This is a genomic window from Bradyrhizobium yuanmingense, from assembly GCF_900094575.1.
Taxonomy (GTDB): domain Bacteria; phylum Pseudomonadota; class Alphaproteobacteria; order Rhizobiales; family Xanthobacteraceae; genus Bradyrhizobium; species Bradyrhizobium yuanmingense.
In genome coordinates this window covers 289174-305591 of sequence record NZ_FMAE01000002.1, presented here as the reverse complement: position 1 = coordinate 305591, position 16418 = coordinate 289174, and the positions used below count along the sequence as shown (strand labels likewise).

Genomic DNA, 16418 nt, shown 5'->3' with positions numbered 1-16418 from the left:
GCCCTCGCCAACGGCAATTACCGATGCCCGAAGATCGCGCTGCCGACGCGCACATGGGTGGCACCCAGCATGATGGCGGTCGCGAAATCGGCGCTCATGCCCATCGAGAGATTCGTCAAGCCATTGCGCGCGGCGATCTTGGCCGTGAGCGCAAAGTGGGCGGCGGGCGGCTCGTCGACCGGCGGGATGCACATCAATCCGGAGATCGTCAGCCCGTAGGTGTCGCGGCAGCTTGCAATGAAGGCATCGGCCTCGCCCGGGGCAATCCCGGCCTTCTGCGGCTCCTCGCCGGTGTTGATCTGGACGAACAGCTGCGGGTGCCTGTTCTGGGATTCGATTTCCTTGGCTAACGCTTGGCAAATGCTCGGACGGTCGACCGAATGGATGGCGTCGAACAGCGCAACCGCCTCTTTCGCCTTGTTGGATTGCAGCGGCCCGATCAGATGCAGCGCGATATCGGGGTAAGCAGACGTTAACGCCGGCCACTTGGCTTTGGCCTCCTGCACCCGATTCTCGCCAAATACGCGCTGTCCTGCGGCGATAACCGGGATAATTGCATCCGCCGCGAACGTCTTGGACACGGCGATCAGCGTGACCGAGGCGCGGTCACGCTGCGCGTCCCTGCAGGCGCGTGCAATTTCGGCTTCGACCGCGGCGAGCGCGTTTGGTGAATGGCCGGTGACCGGCGCGACGTTGGCTTCCGTCATGACGTCTCTTGGTTGTGACCTTAGCCCGAGTTAGGTCCAATTTTACCGAGTTCAAGAAACAGTTTTTGAACCCTTCGCTTTACCTTAGCCCGCGGGGTGGGTAGCGAAAATGGCAAGCGTCAGTCTCAACCGCAAGCGCGCGAAACTCAAGCAGGTTCTCGGTATCCGGGCGCGGCTTGCGTTGCTCGCGGTGATTCTCGTGACGCCCTTGATGATCGAGCGCATCCGTTCCCTCGAAGACACGCGCGCGCGGCAAGTTGCGCAGGCCGCGGCTGAATTCACCACGGTGGCGAGGCACAGCGCCGATGCGCAGCGCCAGGTAATCTCGTCGGTCGAGACCATTCTGAAATCGGAGGCCTTCATCCGCGCCTCAGCCGGCGGCATCAGCAAGAGCTGCGACGTGCTGCGCGCGAGCCTGCCGTCGAGCCTGCCCTGGATCCGCACGCTTCTGATCGCCGGCCAGGACGGCCGCATCCAATGCGCCACCAACAACATGTATGTCGGCCTCGATCTCAGCGACCGACCGTACTTCCAGCAGGCCCAGGAAACCGGCCGCTTCGTGCTGAGCGACTTCATCATGTCGCGACCGGTACCGTCGCCAACGGTGATGGCGGTCTATCCGGTCTCCGCCTTCAGCGGCGTGGCCGATGCCGTCGTGCTCGCCACCGTCAATCTCGACTGGATGTCGAAGGTCATGAACAATCTGGGCGGTCGCGCCGGCATCACTGCGGTGCTGGTCGACAGCGCGGGCACCGTGCTGGCGGCCCCGGCCGATCAGCACAGCGCGGTCGGCCGTCCGCTCGACAACATGCCGCTGATGTCCGCGATCGCCGACAAGGCGCTGCGCTCCGATCAGGATGAGGGTTCGCTGTCCTTCCTCGCCGCCGACGGCTCCCGCCGCGCGGTCAGCTATATCCGCATCGCCGGCACCAATGCCCGCCTGATCGCCAGCATCGACGAAGACAAGGTGTCCGCAGCGGTCAGCCGCGACATCCGCACCGCCTATCTGCAGCTCGCCTTCGTGCTCATGTTCGTCCTGCTCGGCGCGCTGATCGCCGCCGAAAAGCTCGTGATCAAGCCGATCGAGATGCTCGCCGACATGGCCAAGCGGCTCGGCGAGGGAGACCTGTCGGCGCGCGCCGCGCGCAATCGCCTGCCCGCCGAGTTCGTGCCGCTGGCCCGCGCGTTCAACGCGATGGCCGCACAGCTGAGCCAGCGCGAGCGCGAGCTGATCGCAAGCAACGACCGCCTGACGGTGATGGCGTCGATCGACATGCTGTCCGGTCTTGCCAACCGCCGCGGCTTCCAGAGCCGGCTGGATTTCGAATGGATGCGCGCGCAGCAATATGGCAGCGAGCTGGCGCTTCTGATGATCGACGTCGACCATTTCAAGCTGTTCAACGACACCTACGGCCATCTCGAAGGCGATTCCTGCCTGACGCGGCTCGGCGAATCACTGTCCGGCATCGCCGCCGACACGATGGGCTTCGCGGCCCGCTACGGCGGCGAGGAGTTCTGCCTGCTGCTGCCGAACACCGACGTGACGCGCGCCGTCGCGATCGGCGAGCAGGTGCGTTCGGCCGTGCTGAGGCTCTGCCTGCCTCACATCACCTCGAACCACATGATCGTCACGGTCTCGATCGGCGTCGCCGCGACCAAGCCGAGCGAATCCTTGCGTCCCGGCGACCTGATCGAAGCCGCCGACGCCGCGCTCTACGCCGCCAAGCATCGTGGCCGCAACAATGTCGTCGAGCACGGAGTGCAGGCGATCGCGACCAGCACGGCCGAGATGATGATGGTGGCGAGCGCCTAAAGCGCTGGTCATCACCTCTCCCTGCTTGCGGGGAGAGTGAGCATACCGTCGCTGACCGCTAGCCCGCAGCCCCGGCGCGATCGAGCTCGATCTCCGTCACCACGCGATTGCGGCCGCCGCCCTTGGCGAGATAGAGCGCGCGGTCGCAGCGTTCGATCAGATCCGTGATCGCCTCGCCGACCCGGTATTGCGCAACGCCGATCGACACGCTGATGCCGGGCAGGGTCTCGCCGGTCGAGCGACGCGTGATCGTGCAATCTGCGATCGCGCGCCTGATGCGTTCGGCGATCTCGGCGCAAGTGGCGAGATCGGCGTCCGGGAGCACCGCGATCAGCTCCTCGCCGCCATAGCGGGCCGGCAGATCTTGCGCGCGAACCTTCTCGCGCAGGACCTTGGCCATCAGGCGCAGCACCTGGTCGCCGACACCGTGGCCGAAATTGTCGTTGAACGACTTGAAGTGGTCGATGTCGAGCATCAGCACGCTGAGCGGCTCGCCCCATTCCGCGGTCGTCTGCGCCTTGCGCAGGAATTCGTCGAGGGCCCGCCGATTCGCCAGCCCGGTCAGCGTGTCGGTCCGGGCGCGCTGCTCGGACCGCGACAGCGAATCGCGGATCACGTCGAGCTCGCGGGTCTTTTCGGCAAAGCCCGCCTCCAGCTGCGTCGCCCGCGTGGCCGCCCGCGCCAGTTCGTTCATGAGCTGGGCAACCAGCAGCTTTGGATCGACGCCGGCCTTGCCCTGGTCGGCCACCTGGCTGATGACCTGCATCTGCGAATGATTGTCGGCGATCGCCGTCGCCAGAAACTCCTTCGCCGTCCCCATCAGCGCCTGCAGCCGCTCGGAGGTGTCGACCACGACGGCACTCACCTGGGGCGCGACGTAGGTCTCGAACAGATCCTGATTGGTTTGGGCGTCGAAGGGACGATTGTGGTCGATCAGGAGATCGATCGCGTTGCGCAGATCGTCATGGCTGCCCGCGAAATACTGGAACCAGACGGCAAAGTTGGCCGGGGTCGGTGCAATCCGCTGTTCGGCCATGCTCCGCATCGCCCGCCCGGCGACGGACGCGGCATAGTCGTAATCGGGATCGTCGAAGCTGGAATCCATGTGCGGTAACGCGGCCTTGTCGGGCTGCAACTTGGCATCGACGCCTTAATCACACCCCAACGCGGACCCTCGTAGTTATGCGGAGGGGTCAAAGTTCCAAAACGCGGCAACCCATTGACCCCTTAAGGGCTTCTATGGCCTAGTCCGCCGTCTTGAGACGGCCGAACCACGAAAACCCAACGATTCCATGACCTCCGAACGCTATAACGCCCGCGACGCCGAACCGCGCTGGCAACGCCTCTGGGACGAGCAGGCGATCTTCGTCTCCAAGAACGACGATCCGCGGCCGAAATATTACGTGCTCGAGATGTTCCCCTACCCGTCCGGGCGCATCCATATCGGCCATGTCCGGAATTACACGCTCGGCGACGTGCTGGCCCGCTTCATGCGCGCCAAGGGGTTCAACGTGCTGCATCCGATGGGCTGGGACGCCTTCGGCCTGCCGGCCGAGAACGCCGCGATCGAGCGCAAGGTGGCGCCGAAGGCCTGGACCTACGACAACATCGCCGCGATGAAGAAGCAGCTCCGCTCGATCGGGCTGTCGCTGGACTGGTCCAGGGAGATCGCGACCTGCGACCCCTCCTACTACAAGCACCAGCAGAAGATGTTCCTGGATTTCCTGCGCGCAGGGCTTGCCGAGCGCGAGAAGCGCAAGGTGAACTGGGACCCCGTCGACATGACCGTGCTCGCCAACGAGCAGGTGATCGACGGCCGCGGCTGGCGCTCGGGCGCCGTTGTCGAGCAGCGCGAGATGAACCAGTGGGTCTTCAAGATCACGAAGTACTCGCAGGAGCTGCTGTCGGCGCTCGACGGGCTGGACCGCTGGCCCGACAAGGTGCGGCTGATGCAGCGCAACTGGATCGGCCGCTCCGAGGGCTTGTTGATCCGCTTCGCGCTGGATGCGGCGACGACGCCGGCCGGCGAGAGCGAGCTGAAGATCTTCACGACGCGGCCGGATACGCTGTTCGGCGCCAAGTTCATGGCGATCTCGGCGGATCATCCGCTGGCGCAGGCCGCCGCCGCAAAGAACCCCGAGCTTGCGGAGTTCATCGCAGAGATCAAGAAGATCGGCACCGCGCAGGAGATCATCGACACCGCTGAGAAGCAGGGTTTCGACACCGGCATCCGCGCGGTGCACCCGTTCGATCCGTCCTGGAAGCTGCCGGTCTATGTCGCCAATTTCGTGCTGATGGAATACGGCACCGGCGCCATCTTCGGCTGCCCGGCGCACGATCAGCGCGACCTCGACTTCGTCAACAAATACGCTCTCGGCAACACGCCCGTCGTGTGCCCGGAAGGCCAGGATCCCAAGTCCTTCGTCATCACCGACACCGCTTATGACGGCGACGGCCGCATGATCAATTCGCGCTTCCTCGACGGCATGACCATCGAGCAGGCGAAGGAAGAGGTGGCGAAGCGGCTCGAGACGGAGCTGCGCGGCAACGCGCCGGTCGGCGAGCGCCAGGTGAATTTCCGTCTGCGCGACTGGGGCATTTCGCGCCAGCGCTATTGGGGCTGCCCGATTCCCGTCATTCACTGTCCGAAATGCGACGTGGTGCCGGTGCCGGATGCCGACCTGCCCGTGAAGCTGCCTGACGATGCGACCTTCGACAAGCCGGGCAACGCGCTCGATCATCATCCGAGCTGGAAGCACGTCACCTGCCCGCAATGCGGCGGCAAGGCGCAGCGCGAAACCGACACCATGGACACGTTCGTGGATTCGTCCTGGTACTTTGCGCGCTTCACCGATCCCTGGAACGAGGCTTCGCCAACCACGCCTGCGGTCGCCAACCGGATGCTGCCGGTCGACCAGTATATCGGCGGCGTCGAGCACGCGATCCTGCATCTGCTCTACAGCCGCTTCTTCACCCGCGCGATGAAAGCGACCGGGCATATCGCGCTGGACGAGCCGTTCGCCGGCATGTTCACGCAAGGCATGGTGGTGCACGAGACCTACCAGAAGGCCGACGGCAGCTATGTGCAGCCGGCCGAGGTGAAGGTCGAGGTCGGCGGCAACGGACGCCGCGCCACGCTGCTGACGACGGGCGAAGACATCGCGATCGGCCCGATCGAGAAGATGTCAAAGTCGAAGAAGAACACGGTCGACCCCGACGACATCATCGAGACCTATGGCGCCGATGTCGCCCGCTGGTTCATGCTGTCGGACTCTCCGCCCGACCGCGACGTGATCTGGAGCGACGAGCGCGTCCAGGGTGCCTCGCGCTTCGTGCAGCGGCTGTGGCGGCTGGTGAACGATGCCGCCACCCTCGGCAAGGCTGCGCCGGCAGCCCGGCCGGCCAGCTTCGGCCCGGACGCCACCGCCTTGCGCAAGGCCGCCCACGGCGCGCTGGACAAGGTCACCGCCGGCATCGAGCGGCTGCACTTCAACGTTTGCCTCGCCCATATCCGCGAATTCACCAATGCCTTCTCGGAGGTGCTCCAGCGCCCCGGCCAGCCCGCCCCGGACCTCGCCTGGGCGATCCAGGAGGCCAGCCAGATCCTGGTCCAGCTGTTCTCGCCGATGATGCCGCATCTGGCCGAGGAGTGCTGGCAGGTTCTGGACCAAAAGGGGCTGGTTTCGGAGGCCGATTGGCCGCAAATCGAACGCGATTTGCTGGTTGAAGACAGCGTGACCCTGGTGGTGCAGGTCAACGGCAAGAAGCGGGGTGAGGTCACAGTTGCAACAGCGGCCCAAAATCCGGAAATCGAGGCTGCCGTTTTGGCCCTCGATGCGGTAAAGCTGGCCCTGGACGGCAAGCCCGTCCGCAAGGTGATCATCGTTCCCAAGAGGATCGTGAATGTTGTCGGCTAGGACCCGTATCGCAGCCCGCTTGCTGGCAGTTGCCGCGCTGGCGGCGCTGACGGCCGGCTGCTTCCAGCCGATGTATGCCGAGCGCAGCGACGGCACCCCGGGCCTGCGCGAGAAGCTGATGGGGGTCGAGCTGCCCCCGATCAACAAGCCCAATGCTTCCCGCGAGGCCCGCGTCGGCGTCGAAATCCGCAACGCGCTGGCCTTGAAGCTTTACGGCACGGCGACGGGCATGCCGCCGACCCACCGGCTCGACATCCGCTTCACCACCAGCCGCTCCTCCCTGATCGTCAGCTCCGCAACGGGATTGCCGACCAGCGAAAATCTCGGCATCGACGCCCAGTACAATCTGGTCGAAGTCGTAACCGGCAAGTCTGTGATGACCGGCTCGACCTTCTCGCGCGTGTCCTATGACATGCCGGGGTCCTATCAGCGCTTCTCGCGCACCCGCGCCGTGCGCGATGCCGAAGACCGGGCCGCCAACGAGATCGCCGAGAACATCACCACCCGGCTCGCCTCGTTCTTCACCGCGGGAACGTAATACGCTTCCGTCATTCCGGGTTCGCCTTCTGACGAGGCATTCCGGAATGACGAGTATCGAACGATATGGTCGCACTGCGCGGAAAAGAGATCGACGCCTTCCTCGCCCGCCCCGATGCGGGCCGTCCGATCATCCTGCTCTACGGTCCCGATGCCGGCCTCGTGCGCGAGCGCGCCGACGCGTTGATCGCGTCCGGCGTCGACGATCCCAACGATCCGTTCTCGCTGGTCAAGCTCGACGGTGACGAGCTCTCCGCCGAGCCGTCGCGCCTGGTCGACGAGGCCATGACGGTGCCGCTGTTCGGCGGCCGACGCGCCATCCGCGTTCGCGCCGGCTCGCGCAGCTTTGCCTCCGGCATCGAGACTCTGGCCGAGATGAACGTGAAGGATTGCCGCATCGTGATCGAGGCCGGCGAGCTCCGCCCGGAATCGCCGCTGCGCAAGACCTGCGAGAAAGCCAAGACCGCCGTGGCGATCGGCTGTTATCCCGACACCGAGCGCGATCTTGCCAAGCTGATGGACGACGAGCTGCGGATCGCGAATTTGCGCATCGCGCCGGACGCCCGCGCGGCGCTGATGTCGTTCCTCGGCGGCGACCGTCAGGCCTCGCGTAACGAGCTGCGCAAGCTGACGCTCTACGCCCACGGCAAGGGCGAGGTCACGCTGGATGACGTCATGGCCGTGGTCGCCGATGCCTCGGAACTGAAGCTCGATCCGATCGTCGACGGTGCCTTCGCCGGGCGGCCCGACATCGTCGAGACCGAGTTTGCGAAAGCGATGATCGCCGGGACCTATCCCGGCGTGATCATCTCGGCCGCGCAGCGCCAGGCCGCGTGGCTGCACAAATCCGCGCTGGCGATTGCCGACGGCACGCCTGCCTCCGCCGTGCTCGACGGCGGCTTTCCGCGCCTGCATTTTTCACGAAAGCCCGCGGTCGAAACCGCGCTGCGCAATTTCAGCCCGGCGCGGCTCGCCGCTGTGATCGAGCAGCTGGCGACCGCCGCCCTCGACACGCGCAAGCAGTCCACCCTCGCCGCCGCCATCGCCCAACGCGCGCTGATGGCGATCGCCGCGAATGCGAAACGGCGGGGCTAGACCTCCGCTCTCTCCCCGTCATTGCGAGCGCAACTCCCTCCACCCGTCATTGCGAGCGCAGCGAAGCAATCCAGAGTCCCTCCGCGGAACGATTCTGGATTGCTTCGCTCCGCTCGCAATGACGCGGAAAGAGTAGTGGCGTGAAAATGGCTCTACAGCGCGCCCTTGGCCAGCCGCTTCATCACCTCGTCGAGCTGATCGAGGTTGCGGTAGTTGATCTGCACGGAGCCGCCGGGATCGCGGTGATTGACGGTGACCTTGAGGCCGAGCGCGTCGCTGACGCGCTTCTCCAGATCGATCGTGTCGGGGTCCTTCTCCTTGCCTCCGCTGGCGCGCGCCTTCTGCGGCTTGCGCTCCGGCACGCCCTCTTCATGCGCAAGCGCCTCGGCCTGGCGGACGTTGAGACCTTCCTCGACGATGCGCTTGGCGGCGGCGAGTGGATCGGGCACGCCGATCAGCGCGCGGGCGTGGCCGGCCGTCAGCTCGCCGGTCGCGATGAAGGCCTGCACTTCCGCCGGCAGCTTGGTCAGCCGCATCATGTTGGCGACGTGGCTGCGGCTCTTGCCGACGACCTTGGCGATGTCCTCCTGGCTGCGTTTGAACTCGTTGGCGAGCGCATGATAGCCCTGCGCCTCTTCCATCGGGTTGAGGTCCTCGCGCTGCACGTTCTCGACGATCGCGAATTCCAGCGCATCGCTGTCGCTGATGTCGACCGGGACGATCGGCACCTCGTGCAGCCCGGCCATCTGCGAGGCGCGCCAGCGTCGTTCGCCGGCAATGATCTCGAAGCGGTCCTGCGCGCCTTTCACCGGACGCACCACGATCGGCTGGATCACGCCATGCTGCTTGATGGACTCCGAGAGCTCCTTCAGCTCGGTGTCCGAAAAGGTGCGGCGCGGGTTGCGCGGATTGGCCTTGATGAATTCGATCGGCACCTTGCGCTGCGCGCGCGGACGATCGACATGCTGAGCCTCGCCGCCGACGTCACCGATCAGACTTGCAAGACCCCGGCCCAGTCGCGAACGCGCTTCGTCGGCCATCGCCAGCTCCCTTGGATTCACGGTGCAGCACTCCAGAACTGAATTATCGTAGGGTGGGTAAAGCGAAGCGTGCCCACCGATTGTGTGCGGAAGACGGTGGGCACGGCGAAGACGCCTTTGCCCACCCTACGGCATTGTCAATGCGTGGTGCGCAACTCGCGCTCGCGCTGGATCACTTCGGTGGCGAGGCGCAAGTAAGCTTCGCTGCCGACGCATTTGAGGTCGTAGACCAGCACCGGCTTGCCGTAGGACGGCGCTTCCGAGATGCGCACGTTGCGCGGGATCATGGTCTTGTAGACCTTCTCGCCCATGAACTGGCGGACGTCGGCGACGACCTGGTTCGACAGGTTGTTGCGCGAGTCGAACATGGTCAGCACGATGCCGTGGATCGACAGGTTCGGATTGAGTGTCGAGCGCACCTGCTCCACGGTCTGCAACAATTGCGACAGACCTTCGAGCGCGAAGAACTCGCATTGCAGCGGCACCAGGATCGCATCCGAGGCCGCCATCGCGTTGACCGTGAGCAGGTTGAGCGAGGGCGGGCAGTCGATCAGCACGTAGGTGTAGTCGGCGTCCGGCGAGACGTTGTTGTTGAGTGCGCCGATCGCGTCGCGCAACTTGAAGGCGCGGCCGGGCGTGGTGCCGAGCTCGAGCTCGAGGCCGGAGAGATCCATGGTCGATGGTGCGATGTGCAGCCGCGGCACCGCGGTCGAGACCACCGCCTCGCGCAAGGCGGCTTCGCCGATCAGCACGTCGTATGTCGAGCAGGAGCGGTTGCGGCGATCGATGCCGAGGCCGGTCGAGGCGTTGCCCTGAGGATCGAGATCGACGATCAGGACGCGTTCGCCGATCGCCGCGAGCGCCGTGCCCAGATTGATCGCTGTGGTTGTTTTCCCCACCCCGCCCTTTTGATTCGCCAGCGCGAGGATGCGCGGATGGCCGTGGGGGACCTCGTCGGTCTTTTGGGCCGTCTGTTCTTGCTGCGGTTCGTCAATCACGCTCATCGCAATTCCCCACTCACCCCTCAACGCCTCAGCTGCGCCGTTCGGCGGCATTGAGCTCCACGATCCAGCCGTCGCCCGTGCGGCTTTGGTGGAGCTGCGGCCGAATATTCCAATATTTAGCGGCTTCGGTCAATTCAGCCTCTACATCTTGACCCTTGAGAAACAACGCTCTTGCACCCTGGCGCATCAGCGGCTCCGCAAAGCCGATGAGTTGATGTAGCGGAGCCAGCGCACGCGCGGTGACGCAATCGACGGGGCCGGTGATTCTATCCACATTATCCCCGATCTCAGCGAGATGTACGACTCCCGGAGATGTGGTGACGCGGATCGCTTCGCGCAAAAAAGCGGCCTTCTTGGCGATTCGCTCGACCAGATGGACGCTCGCGCCAGGCGTGCCGGCCAGGGCGCAGGCGAGCACGACGCCGGGAAATCCGCCGCCGCTCCCGAGATCAGCCCACCGTTTTGCAGCCGGTGCGAGATCGACGAGCTGGAGCGAGTCAGCGATGTGCCGGGTCCAGAGGTTTGGCAAAGTCGATGGCGCGACGAGATTGGTCTTGGCCTGCCACTCCCGGAGTAGCGCGATGTAGCGATCAAGCCGCTCCTCGGTTTTACGTGAAACGGGAGCGAGCTTCATAGCGGCGGTCTTGTCAGCGGCGATGATCGAATCGAGCACCTTGTCGTTGGCCGCGGCCTTGCTGATCTTCGGGCTGGCCACTCCAGGTTCACTTCGCTGCCCGGCGCCCTCACCCGCTCCGGGTCTTCGCGATGGCGGTCGATCTCCGCCCGATCCGCGCTGTTTCACGTGAAACGCCTATGCGATTGGCTTTATGCGATTGCTTTGGAAGTCTTCCGTGCCTCGCGGCGGAGATAGGCCGCGAGAATGCCGAGCGCCGCCGGCGTCATCCCGTCGATCCGGCCGGCCTGGCCGACGGTGAACGGTCGTGCCTTCTCCAGCTTGGCGCGCACTTCATTGGAGAGACCGGGCACGAGCTGGTAATCGACATCCGCCAGCACCATACCCTCGTCGCGCCGGAAGGCTTCGACGTCGGCGCTCTGGCGCTCCAGGTAGACGTCGTACTTGGCGTCGATCTCAAGATGGGTCGCGATGACGGGATCGATGGCCGACAGCTCAGGCCAGATCGCGCGGACCTGGCTCCAGCCGATCTCCGGATAGGCCATCAGCTCGAACGCCGAGCGGCGTTGGCCGTCCCGGTTCAGCGACAGCCCGTGCTTGATGGCTTCGTTCGGGGTGATGGTCAGGGACTTCGACAACGTCCGGGCAGCGTTCAGGGCGTCCATCTTGGCGCGATGATGCCTGATCCGGGCGCTGCCGACACATCCCAGAGCGATCCCTTTCTCGGTCAGACGCTGGTCGGCATTGTCGGCTCGCAGGGTCAGCCGGTACTCGGCCCTGGAGGTGAACATGCGATAGGGCTCGCTGATCCCGCGGGTGACGAGGTCGTCGATCATCACACCGAGATAGCCGTCGGCACGGTCGAACACGGTGAGCGCGGCACCGCTGGCGGAGAGCGCGGCATTCAGGCCGGCGACAATGCCCTGCCCGGCGGCTTCCTCATATCCGGTGGTGCCATTGATCTGCCCGGCCAGGAAGAGACCGCGCAGACGCTTGGTCTGGAGGGTCGGATCGAGCTCGCGGGGATCGATGTGGTCGTATTCGATGGCGTAGCCGGGACGGACCATCCTCACCCGCTCCAGGCCGGGGATGCTGGCAAGGATCGCGAGCTGGACCTCTTCGGGGAGCGAGGTCGAGATGCCGTTGGGATAGACGGTCGTGTCGTCGAGCCCTTCCGGCTCCAGAAAGATCTGGTGACCGTCGCGGTCGCCGAAGCGGACGATCTTGTCCTCGATCGAGGGGCAATAGCGTGGACCGGAGCTCTTGATCTGGCCGGAGTACATCGGGGAGCGATGGACATTGGCCCGGATCACCTCATGGGTCGCGGACGTGGTCCGGGTGATCCCGCACTGGATCTGCGGCGTCGTGATCCGCTCGGTCATCACCGAGAACGGCTCCGGCGGCTCGTCGCCGGGCTGCATCTCGACTGCGGACCAGTCGATGGTGGTGCCGTCGAGACGCGGCGGCGTCCCGGTCTTGAGACGTCCAAGAGTGAAGCCGGCGCGCTCGAAGGAGCTGGAAAGGCCCATCGCAGGCGCCTCGCCGACGCGTCCGGCGGGCCAGTTCTTCTCGCCGAGATGGATGAGACCGCGGAGGAAGGTGCCGGTGGTCACGACAACGGCCCCTGCCCGGAGCTCCCGGCCGTCGGCCAGGCGAAGCCCGGACACCCGGCCATCGACTACAACCAGCTCGTCGGCTTCGCCCTCGATGACGGAAAGACCTTCGGTCTGGCGGATCGCGGCCTGCATCGCCGCCGCGTAGAGCTTGCGGTCGGCCTGGGCCCGCGGACCGCGGACGGCCGGACCTTTCCGACGATTGAGAACGCGAAACTGAATGCCGCCGGCATCGCCCACACGGCCCATCAGGCCGTCGAGCGCATCGACCTCGCGGACCAGATGCCCTTTGCCGAGCCCGCCGATGGCGGGATTGCAGGACATCGCGCCAACGGTCGAGAAACGGTGCGTTACCAGAGCGGTCGTCGCACCCATCCGGGCAGACGCAGCCGCGGCCTCACAGCCGGCGTGACCGCCGCCGATGACGATGACGTCGAAGCTCTCTCGCTCTGTTCGCATGGACGGACTTCTAGCTTAGAGGCGAGAAAGCCGGAAGTGGAAACTCGGGGTCACATGTTCCACGTGAAACAGGCGCGGCCCAAGTCGGAAGCACTTTAGCGAAAACAACCCCATGCACAGTAGGAGCTGCATTGATCCGTTTATGGTGTTTCACGTGAAACAAGATCGGGGGCTTTACGGCCCGTGATGTCGTCGTCCTGTTGTCCCGCCATGGGAGCCATCAGTCGGACGCAAGGCAATCGCCACATACCCCGTCATTGCGAGCGCAGCGAAGCAATCCGGAAATCCCTCCGCGGAGACAGTCTGGATTGCTTCGCTGCGCTCGCAATGACGAGGTTGGCCCCGGCTATCACCTCGACTTTCACCACACTGAAGTATGTCAGATCGCAACGGGACGGCATTGGTCCGCTGGTGCTCGTGCTGTTTCACGTGAAACAACTCGAAACCACTGCGCCGAACTGGCCCCCTGTTTCACGTGAAACAGAAGAAATGGAACAAGGGCTAGTCTATAATGAAGGACTAGCCCTACTTTCCAATGCAGAACTTCTGGAAGATGGCCCCAAGGACGTCCTCGACGTCTACCCGGCCCAAGAGCCGGCCTAGGGCATAGGCGGCCGCCCGCAGCTCTTCGGCCGCGAGCTCCTCGCCGTGTTCTACAAGGTCCAGACTCCGGCGCAAGCTGGCTGAGGCCCGGCTCAACAATTCGCGCTGGCGCGCCCGGGTCACCATGGCGCCCTCGGTGGTTCCGAAGAACTCCGAAGCGAATTTCACCAGCGCCTCGACCAGCTCAGGCATGCCGTCGCCCCGGCTTGCCGAGATCCCGAACTCGCTCGGCCTGGCTGCTCCGACCCTGCCGAGATCAATCTTGTTGCGCACGATCCAGACCGAGCCGCCGGACGGAACAGCACCGTCCGCCAATGTCCAGCGCGAGCGCATTGTATCCGGATCGACGGCTTGTCCGCCCTCCACCAGCCACAGCACCAGGTCGGCGTCCTCGGCGCGCGCGCGGGCGCGGCGCACGCCTTCCTGCTCGACCGGATCGTCGGTCTCGCGGATGCCAGCGGTGTCGATGACCGTGACGGGATAGCCGTCGAGGTCGAGCTGCACCTCGATGACGTCGCGCGTCGTGCCGGCATGCGGCGAGACGATCGCGACCTCGCGGCGCGCGAGCTGGTTGATCAGCGTCGACTTGCCGACATTCGGCTCGCCGGCGATGGCAACGACAAGGCCCTCGCGCAGCCGTTCAGAATGCCCCTGTGCCGCAAGCACTTTCGTGATTTCGTCGTGAAGCGCTCTGATCGCTTTCACCGCCGGCGCCCGCAGCTCCGCCGGCACGTCGCCTTCATCGGAAAAATCGATGCCGGCCTCGATCAGCGCGGAGGCCTCGATGATGCGCTCGCGCCAGTCGCGCGCGCGGTCGCCAAGCAGGCCCTGCAATTGGCGCAGCGCTTGGCGGCGCTGGCGATCGGTGTCGGCGTGAATGAGGTCGTCGAGCCCCTCGGCCTCGGTCAGGTCGAGCTTGCCATTCTCGAAGGCGCGGCGCGTGAACTCGCCGGGGTCGGCCGCACGCGTATTCGGGATATCGGAAATTGCAGCGAAAAGCGCCGCCAGCACCGCCCGGCCGCCATGAACGTGAAACTCGGCAACATCCTCGCCGGTCGCGCTGGCCGGTCCTGGAAACCAGAGCACGACCGCATCGTCGATCGGCTGGCCCGCGCCGTCCCGGAGCAGCCGGCGGCTCGCCTGTCGCGGTGCCGGCAGCCGGCCCGCAAGCGTCATTAGCGCCGCGCCGGCTTGCGCGCCGGAGACGCGGACCACGGCGATCGCGCTGGGCGCCCGCCCCGATGACAGCGCAAAGATGGTCTGGTCTCGCGGATGCATGACCTATTTGTCCGGCTGTGGCCAAAAACGCAAACGTCCGTTTTTTGCGGTCGAGCCAACCGGATTTGCCGCACCAGATTCTCCAGTAAATCGATTTTGCACTGCAACATAACCGCAGCATTCTGCTGCAGTTTGCCTGATCGCAGGAGGAGAGGCCCACCAGAATTTCAAGGATTACCTGTTGATATCAACAGCTTAAGAAGAAACGGAAATCGGGGTACCCGCCGCCGCTCATGCTGCACCTTCGCTGCAGCAAAACCGCAACAAAAAGGGCGCCCGAAGGCGCCCGGAAGTCTTTATTGCAGTGCACTCAGGTATTCATGGAGTCGAAGAACTCCGAATTGCTCTTGGTCGAGCGCAGCTTGTCGAGCAGGAAGTCGATCGCGTCCATCGTCCCCATCGGATTGAGGATGCGGCGGAGCACGTACATCTTCTTGAGCACCTGCGGATCGGTGATGAGCTCCTCCTTGCGGGTGCCGGAGCGCGAGATATCGATCGCCGGGAAGGTGCGCTTGTCCGAGACCTTGCGGTCCAGGATCAGCTCCGAGTTACCGGTGCCCTTGAACTCTTCGAAGATGACTTCGTCCATGCGGCTGCCGGTATCGACCAGCGCGGTCGCGATGATGGTCAGCGAGCCGCCCTCCTCGATGTTGCGGGCCGCGCCGAAGAAGCGCTTCGGGCGCTGCAGCGCGTTGGCGTCGACACCGCCGGTCAGCACCTTGCCGGATGACGGCACCACGGTGTTGTAGGCGCGCCCCAAGCGCGTGATCGAATCGAGCAGGATCACGACGTCGCGGCCATGCTCGACCAGGCGTTTTGCCTTCTCGATCACCATCTCGGCGACCTGGACGTGGCGCACCGCCGGCTCGTCGAAGGTCGAAGACACCACCTCGCCCTTCACCGAGCGCTGCATGTCCGTGACTTCTTCCGGACGTTCGTCGATCAAGAGCACGATCAGATAGCATTCGGGGTGATTGTGCGTGATCGAATGCGCGATGTTCTGCATCAGCACGGTTTTACCGGTACGCGGCGGTGCCACGATCAAGGCGCGCTGGCCCTTGCCGATGGGCGCGACGATGTCGATCACGCGTGCAGACAGGTCTTTCCGCGTGGGATCGTCGATCTCCATGCGGAAACGCTGATTCGGAAACAGCGGCGTGAGGTTGTCGAAATTGACCTTGTGCTTGGCCTTTTCCGGATCCTCGAAATTGAGCGTGTTGACCTTCAGCAGCGCGAAGTAGCGCTCGCCCTCTTTCGGGCTGCGGATGTGACCTTCGATGGTGTCGCCGGTGCGCAGGCCGAAACGGCGGATCTGCGAGGGCGAGACGTAGATGTCGTCAGGACCCGGCAGATAATTCGCGTCGGGCGAGCGGAGAAAGCCGAAGCCGTCGGAGAGAACTTCGACGACGCCCTGGCCGACAATATCGGTCTCGGCGAGCGCCAGCTGCTTGAGGATGGCGAACAGCAGCTCCTGCTTGCGCATGGTGCTGGCATTCTCGACCCCATTCTCCTCCGCGAACGAGACGAGCTCGGCCGGCGTTTTGGACTTGAGGTCTTCGAGTTTGATTTCCCGCATTGGGGTGGTCCTGTGGGGTAACCTGAAAAGAGGGGGTGCGAGGAGGCTCTGAAATGCGGACGCGAGCAGGTGCAGGTAAGGTCCGCAGGTCTGGCAAGGTGAACGCCGGTGAGGCTTCAATCCTGATGCGGGGTCCGGCCTC

General features: G+C 64.7%; 12 protein-coding genes. 4 read left to right on the top strand and 8 right to left on the bottom strand.

Going from position 1 to position 16418, the window contains the following annotated elements; translation table 11 throughout:
• Positions 1-17: 17 nt before the first annotated feature.
• On the bottom strand, positions 18-707 hold the full coding sequence (locus tag GA0061099_RS06490) for a YggS family pyridoxal phosphate-dependent enzyme (protein WP_036003069.1): 690 nt from the start codon (positions 705-707) through the stop codon (positions 18-20).
• A gap of 109 nt (positions 708-816) precedes the next feature.
• On the opposite strand from GA0061099_RS06490, the gene GA0061099_RS06485 reads away from it, so the two are divergent.
• Positions 817-2520 (top strand): sensor domain-containing diguanylate cyclase, encoded by a 1704-nt coding sequence (locus GA0061099_RS06485; RefSeq protein WP_036024280.1) that lies wholly within the window; start codon positions 817-819, stop codon positions 2518-2520.
• A 58-nt stretch (positions 2521-2578) separates the two neighbouring features.
• Here GA0061099_RS06485 and GA0061099_RS06480 read toward each other — a convergent pair whose 3' ends face one another.
• Positions 2579-3625 (bottom strand): GGDEF domain-containing protein, encoded by a 1047-nt coding sequence (locus GA0061099_RS06480; RefSeq protein WP_193375185.1) that lies wholly within the window; start codon positions 3623-3625, stop codon positions 2579-2581.
• A 187-nt stretch (positions 3626-3812) separates the two neighbouring features.
• On the opposite strand from GA0061099_RS06480, the gene leuS reads away from it, so the two are divergent.
• From leuS to holA, 3 genes are all read left to right on the top strand, one after another.
• Positions 3813-6437: a leucine--tRNA ligase gene (gene leuS / locus GA0061099_RS06475; RefSeq protein WP_036024282.1), complete on the top strand. Its 2625-nt coding sequence runs from the start codon at positions 3813-3815 to the stop codon at positions 6435-6437.
• Positions 6424-6975 carry an LPS assembly lipoprotein LptE gene (lptE, locus tag GA0061099_RS06470; protein ID WP_036024284.1) on the top strand — a complete coding sequence of 184 codons (552 nt, stop codon included), beginning with the start codon at positions 6424-6426 and terminating at the stop codon, positions 6973-6975. Before leuS ends, lptE begins: the two co-directional genes overlap by 14 nt.
• 65 nt (positions 6976-7040) lie before the next feature.
• Positions 7041-8069, top strand: a complete 1029-nt coding sequence (gene holA, locus GA0061099_RS06465) for a DNA polymerase III subunit delta (protein ID WP_036024285.1) — start codon at positions 7041-7043, stop codon at positions 8067-8069.
• Between the two features lie 152 nt (positions 8070-8221).
• On the opposite strand, the gene GA0061099_RS06460 is transcribed toward holA, so the two are convergent.
• The 6 genes from GA0061099_RS06460 to rho all read right to left on the bottom strand — a co-directional run bounded on the left by GA0061099_RS06460 (position 8222) and on the right by rho (position 16276).
• Positions 8222-9109 (bottom strand): ParB/RepB/Spo0J family partition protein, encoded by an 888-nt coding sequence (locus GA0061099_RS06460; RefSeq protein WP_036024286.1) that lies wholly within the window; start codon positions 9107-9109, stop codon positions 8222-8224.
• A gap of 137 nt (positions 9110-9246) precedes the next feature.
• Complete coding sequence (locus GA0061099_RS06455; RefSeq protein WP_025033064.1) at positions 9247-10113, bottom strand: ParA family protein; 867 nt, start codon at positions 10111-10113, stop codon at positions 9247-9249.
• Positions 10114-10141: 28 nt separating this feature from the next.
• Positions 10142-10915 (bottom strand): 16S rRNA (guanine(527)-N(7))-methyltransferase RsmG, encoded by a 774-nt coding sequence (rsmG, locus tag GA0061099_RS06450; protein WP_074447582.1) that lies wholly within the window; start codon positions 10913-10915, stop codon positions 10142-10144.
• A gap of 23 nt (positions 10916-10938) precedes the next feature.
• Positions 10939-12819: a tRNA uridine-5-carboxymethylaminomethyl(34) synthesis enzyme MnmG gene (mnmG, locus tag GA0061099_RS06445; RefSeq protein ID WP_036024289.1), complete on the bottom strand. Its 1881-nt coding sequence runs from the start codon at positions 12817-12819 to the stop codon at positions 10939-10941.
• A gap of 525 nt (positions 12820-13344) precedes the next feature.
• A complete protein-coding gene (gene mnmE / locus GA0061099_RS06440; protein ID WP_036024290.1) occupies positions 13345-14700 on the bottom strand; it encodes a tRNA uridine-5-carboxymethylaminomethyl(34) synthesis GTPase MnmE in 1356 nt (451 codons plus the stop codon).
• A 310-nt stretch (positions 14701-15010) separates the two neighbouring features.
• Complete coding sequence (gene rho / locus GA0061099_RS06435; RefSeq protein WP_008133567.1) at positions 15011-16276, bottom strand: transcription termination factor Rho; 1266 nt, start codon at positions 16274-16276, stop codon at positions 15011-15013.
• Positions 16277-16418: the final 142 nt, after the last annotated feature.

Coding starts and splice junctions, on each gene's coding strand:
- GA0061099_RS06490 (WP_036003069.1), bottom strand. CDS start 707: ATGACGGAAGCCAACGTCGCGCCGGTCACCGGCCATTCACCAAACGCG.
- GA0061099_RS06485 (WP_036024280.1), top strand. CDS start 817: ATGGCAAGCGTCAGTCTCAACCGCAAGCGCGCGAAACTCAAGCAGGTT.
- GA0061099_RS06480 (WP_193375185.1), bottom strand. CDS start 3,625: ATGGATTCCAGCTTCGACGATCCCGATTACGACTATGCCGCGTCCGTC.
- leuS (WP_036024282.1), top strand. CDS start 3,813: ATGACCTCCGAACGCTATAACGCCCGCGACGCCGAACCGCGCTGGCAA.
- lptE (WP_036024284.1), top strand. CDS start 6,424: ATGTTGTCGGCTAGGACCCGTATCGCAGCCCGCTTGCTGGCAGTTGCC.
- holA (WP_036024285.1), top strand. CDS start 7,041: ATGGTCGCACTGCGCGGAAAAGAGATCGACGCCTTCCTCGCCCGCCCC.
- GA0061099_RS06460 (WP_036024286.1), bottom strand. CDS start 9,109: ATGGCCGACGAAGCGCGTTCGCGACTGGGCCGGGGTCTTGCAAGTCTG.
- GA0061099_RS06455 (WP_025033064.1), bottom strand. CDS start 10,113: ATGAGCGTGATTGACGAACCGCAGCAAGAACAGACGGCCCAAAAGACC.
- mnmG (WP_036024289.1), bottom strand. CDS start 12,819: ATGCGAACAGAGCGAGAGAGCTTCGACGTCATCGTCATCGGCGGCGGT.
- mnmE (WP_036024290.1), bottom strand. CDS start 14,700: ATGCATCCGCGAGACCAGACCATCTTTGCGCTGTCATCGGGGCGGGCG.
- rho (WP_008133567.1), bottom strand. CDS start 16,276: ATGCGGGAAATCAAACTCGAAGACCTCAAGTCCAAAACGCCGGCCGAG.